Below are 5,252 nucleotides of genomic sequence, written 5' to 3'. Positions count from 1 at the left end.
ATATCTGAGTTTCGTATTTTGTTCTTAAGCGTTAACTAAATCAAGTTATTTTGCTTAATATCGAATCAATTGATGCTTTACATACAACTGTTTGGGTGTTGTATAGTCAAGCCTCACGAGCAATTAGTATTGGTCAGCTTCATGCGTCACCGCACTTCCACATCCAACCTATCAACGTCGTAGTCTTCAACGGCTCTTTAGTGGACATAAAGTCCAAGGGAAATCTTATCTTGAGGTAGGCTTCCCGCTTAGATGCTTTCAGCGGTTATCCCTTCCGAACATAGCTACCCGGCGATGCGACTGGCGTCACAACCGGTACACCAGAGGTTCGTCCACTCTGGTCCTCTCGTACTAGGAGCAGATCCTCTCAAATTTCCAGCGCCCACGGTAGATAGGGACCGAACTGTCTCACGACGTTCTAAACCCAGCTCGCGTACCTCTTTAAATGGCGAACAGCCATACCCTTGGGACCTGCTTCAGCCCCAGGATGAGATGAGCCGACATCGAGGTGCCAAACACCGCCGTCGATATGAACTCTTGGGCGGTATCAGCCTGTTATCCCCAGAGTACCTTTTATCCGTTGAGCGATGGCCCTTCCATACAGAACCACCGGATCACTAAGACCTACTTTCGTACCTGCTCGACTTGTGGGTCTCGCAGTTAAGCGCGCTTTTGCCTTTATACTCTACGCGTGATTTCCGACCACGCTGAGCGCACCTTCGTACTCCTCCGTTACTCTTTAGGAGGAGACCGCCCCAGTCAAACTACCCACCAGACATGGTCCTCGCTCCAGATAATGGAGCAGAGTTAGAACCTCAATATTACCAGGGTGGTATTTCAAGATTGGCTCCACCGAAACTAGCGTCTCGGTTTCAAAGCCTCCCACCTATCCTACACAAGTAAGATCAAAGTTCAATGTCAAGCTGCAGTAAAGGTTCACGGGGTCTTTCCGTCTAGCCGCGGGTACACCGCATCTTCACGGCGATTTCGATTTCACTGAGCCTCTGCTGGAGACAGCGCCCCCATCATTATGCCATTCGTGCAGGTCGGAACTTACCCGACAAGGAATTTCGCTACCTTAGGACCGTTATAGTTACGGCCGCCGTTTACTGGGGCTTCGATCAAGAGCTTCGCTTACGCTAACCCCATCAATTAACCTTCCAGCACCGGGCAGGCATCACACCCTATACGTCCACTTTCGTGTTTGCAGAGTGCTATGTTTTTAATAAACAGTTGCAGGGGCCTGGTTTCTGTGGCTGCTCTCAGCTCAGGAAGCAAGTTCCATCACCAAAAGCAGCGTACCTTCTCCCGAAGTTACGGTACCATTTTGCCTAGTTCCTTCAGCAGAGTTCTCTCAAGCGCTTTGGTCTACTCGACCTGACCACCTGTGTCGGTTTCGGGTACGATTCCAGTGTAACTGAAGCTTAGAGACTTTTCCTGGAAGTATGGTATCAGCCACTTCACTGTACAAGTACAGCTTGCTGTCAGATCTCAGCATAGAGTACCCCGGATTTGCCTAAGATACATGCCTACTTCCTTTCACCTGGACAACCAACGCCAGGCTGACTTAACCTTCTCCGTCCTCTCATCGCATTACACTGAAGTATTGGAATATTAACCAATTTCCCATCGACTACGCCTCTCGGCCTCGCCTTAGGGGTCGACTCACCCAGCCCCGATTAACGTTGGACTGGAACCCTTGGTCTTTCAGCGAACGGGTTTTTCACCCGTTTTGTCGTTACTCACGTCAGCATTCGCACTTCTGATACCTCCAGCAGACTTCTCAATCCACCTTCATCGGCTTACAGAACGCTCCCCTACCACTTACACTAATGTGTAAATCCGCAGCTTCGGCATATAGTTTTAGCCCCGTTACATCTTCCGCGCAGGCCGACTCGACTAGTGAGCTATTACGCTTTCTTTAAAGGGTGGCTGCTTCTAAGCCAACCTCCTAGCTGTCTATGCCTTCCCACATCGTTTCCCACTTAACTATAATTTTGGGGCCTTAGCTGGCGGTCTGGATTGTTTTCCTCTTGACTACGGACGTTAGCACCCGCAGTCTGTCTCCCGGATAGTACTCATTGGTATTCGGAGTTTGCATCGGTTTGGTAAGTCGGGATGACCCCCTAGCCGAAACAGTGCTCTACCCCCAATGGTATTCGTCCGAGGCGCTACCTAAATAGCTTTCGGGGAGAACCAGCTATCACCGAGTTTGATTAGCCTTTCACCCCTATCCACAAGTCATCCCCTGGCTTTTCAACGACAGTGGGTTCGGTCCTCCAGTTAGTGTTACCCAACCTTCAACCTGCTCATGGATAGATCACCCGGTTTCGGGTCTACACCCAGCAACTAAACGCCCTATTAAGACTCGATTTCTCTACGGCTCCCCTAATCGGTTAACCTTGCTACTGAATGTAAGTCGCTGACCCATTATACAAAAGGTACGCAGTCACCGAACAAGTCGGCTCCCACTGCTTGTATGCATGCGGTTTCAGGATCTATTTCACTCCCCTCACAGGGGTTCTTTTCGCCTTTCCCTCACGGTACTGGTTCACTATCGGTCAGTCAGGAGTATTTAGCCTTGGAGGATGGTCCCCCCATATTCAGACAAGGTTTCACGTGCCTCGCCCTACTCGACATCATTATCTAAGCCCTTTCGCGTACAGGACTATCACCTACTATGGTCGCACTTCCCAGAGCGTTCCACTAAAGCTTAGACAACTTAATGGGCTTTTCCCCGTTCGCTCGCCGCTACTGAGGGAATCTCAATTGATTTCTTTTCCTAAGGGTACTGAGATGTTTCACTTCCCCTCGTTCGCCTCATAAACCTATGTATTCAGTTTATGATACCCGCCTTATAGCGGGTGGGTTCCCCCATTCAGAAATCTCCGGATCACAGGATATTTGCCGCCTCCCCGGAGCTTATCGCAGGCTATTACGTCTTTCATCGCCTCTGACTGCCAAGGCATCCACCACATGCACTTAATTACTTGACTATACAACCCCAAACAGTCGCCCATCTCCTACAAGTGAAGATGTTGCGTTGCGAACTTAATCGCCACAGTTAGAGTCTCGTGAACTTAATCACTGTACAGCTTCAATTAGATTCATATACCAAAACGCTTGATTCAGTTAATTTCGCTAGTAACTCATTTCATTCAACTTTCACAATTGCTTGTTAGGTTAAATCAAACGAGTATGAACAAATTATTTCAACTCAAATATATTCTGTTAATGATTTTTCCAGCCTTCGTCAGGTCAGGAAACTGTGATAAATCACAGAGCTTAATAACAATGAAGCGAATCATACGCCACTTTGTTGCTAAGCTCTATAACCTAAACACTTGATCGCTTAAGGACTAAGCTAACAATCGTTTGATTGTTTATTTTAGCTTCGTTCTTTATACATTGCGTAGCAATGTATGGTGGAGACTAGGAGAGTCGAACTCCTGACCTCCTGCGTGCAAAGCAGGCGCTCTACCAACTAAGCTAAGTCCCCAGCTTATCAATAAGTCAATGTTTCTGATTCTCTGTTTGCTTCCGTATTTTATTCAAATACTTCGTTAGTCAGAATGGTGGGTCTGACAAGACTTGAACTTGTGACCCCACGCTTATCAAGCGTGTGCTCTAACCAACTGAGCTACAGACCCTCAGATACATCGTCATGAAGAACAACTTGTTGTGGATTCTTACCAATCGTCAATCTTTCGTTAAGGAGGTGATCCAGCCGCAGGTTCCCCTACGGCTACCTTGTTACGACTTCACCCCAGTCATCGGCCACACCGTGGTAAGCGTCCTCCTTACGGTTAGACTACCTACTTCTGGTGCAACAAACTCCCATGGTGTGACGGGCGGTGTGTACAAGGCCCGGGAACGTATTCACCGCGGCATTCTGATCCGCGATTACTAGCGATTCCGACTTCATGGAGTCGAGTTGCAGACTCCAATCCGGACTACGATCGGCTTTTTGAGATTAGCATCTCCTCGCGGAGTAGCAACCCTTTGTACCGACCATTGTAGCACGTGTGTAGCCCTGGTCGTAAGGGCCATGATGACTTGACGTCGTCCCCGCCTTCCTCCAGTTTGTCACTGGCAGTATCCTTAAAGTTCCCGGCTTAACCCGATGGCAAATAAGGAAAAGGGTTGCGCTCGTTGCGGGACTTAACCCAACATCTCACGACACGAGCTGACGACAGCCATGCAGCACCTGTATGTAAGTTCCCGAAGGCACCAATCCATCTCTGGAAAGTTCTTACTATGTCAAGACCAGGTAAGGTTCTTCGCGTTGCATCGAATTAAACCACATGCTCCACCGCTTGTGCGGGCCCCCGTCAATTCATTTGAGTTTTAGTCTTGCGACCGTACTCCCCAGGCGGTCTACTTATCGCGTTAGCTGCGCCACTAAAGCCTCAAAGGCCCCAACGGCTAGTAGACATCGTTTACGGCATGGACTACCAGGGTATCTAATCCTGTTTGCTCCCCATGCTTTCGTGCCTCAGCGTCAGTATTAGGCCAGATGGCTGCCTTCGCCATCGGTATTCCTCCAGATCTCTACGCATTTCACCGCTACACCTGGAATTCTACCATCCTCTCCCATACTCTAGCTTCCCAGTATCGAATGCAATTCCCAAGTTAAGCTCGGGGATTTCACATCCGACTTAAAAAGCCGCCTACGCACGCTTTACGCCCAGTAAATCCGATTAACGCTCGCACCCTCTGTATTACCGCGGCTGCTGGCACAGAGTTAGCCGGTGCTTATTCTGCGAGTAACGTCCACTATCTTTAGGTATTAACCAAAGTAGCCTCCTCCTCGCTTAAAGTGCTTTACAACCAAAAGGCCTTCTTCACACACGCGGCATGGCTGGATCAGGGTTCCCCCCATTGTCCAATATTCCCCACTGCTGCCTCCCGTAGGAGTCTGGGCCGTGTCTCAGTCCCAGTGTGGCGGATCATCCTCTCAGACCCGCTACAGATCGTCGCCTTGGTAGGCCTTTACCCCACCAACTAGCTAATCCGACTTAGGCTCATCTATTAGCGCAAGGTCCGAAGATCCCCTGCTTTCTCCCGTAGGACGTATGCGGTATTAGCATCCCTTTCGAAATGTTGTCCCCCACTAATAGGCAGATTCCTAAGCATTACTCACCCGTCCGCCGCTAGAAATCGGTAGCAAGCTACCTATTCCCGCTCGACTTGCATGTGTTAAGCCTGCCGCCAGCGTTCAATCTGAGCCATGATCAAACTCTTCAGTTTAA

At 49.2% G+C, this 5,252-nt stretch carries 2 tRNA genes and 2 rRNA genes; all 4 read right to left on the bottom strand.

The features are described 5' to 3' along the window. Positions 1–102: 102 nt before the first annotated feature. The 4 genes from FTU16_RS16170 to FTU16_RS16155 all read right to left on the bottom strand — a co-directional run bounded on the left by FTU16_RS16170 (position 103) and on the right by FTU16_RS16155 (position 5,250). Positions 103–2,996 (bottom strand): 23S ribosomal RNA (locus tag FTU16_RS16170). A 427-nt stretch (positions 2,997–3,423) separates the two neighbouring features. Further along, positions 3,424–3,499, bottom strand: a tRNA-Ala gene (locus FTU16_RS16165). 74 nt (positions 3,500–3,573) lie between these two features. After that, positions 3,574–3,650 (bottom strand) — tRNA-Ile (locus FTU16_RS16160). 61 nt (positions 3,651–3,711) lie between these two features. Next, positions 3,712–5,250 (bottom strand): 16S ribosomal RNA (locus FTU16_RS16155). The 16S and 23S rRNA genes sit together here with 2 tRNA genes alongside, the layout of an rRNA operon. Positions 5,251–5,252 lie beyond the last annotated feature (2 nt).

The sequence above is a fragment of the Acinetobacter sp. YH12069 genome, from assembly GCF_013419675.1.
Lineage (GTDB): Bacteria > Pseudomonadota > Gammaproteobacteria > Pseudomonadales > Moraxellaceae > Acinetobacter > Acinetobacter amyesii.
The sequence above is the reverse complement of the archived record's forward strand: the minus strand, read 5'-3'. Positions and strand labels throughout refer to the sequence as shown.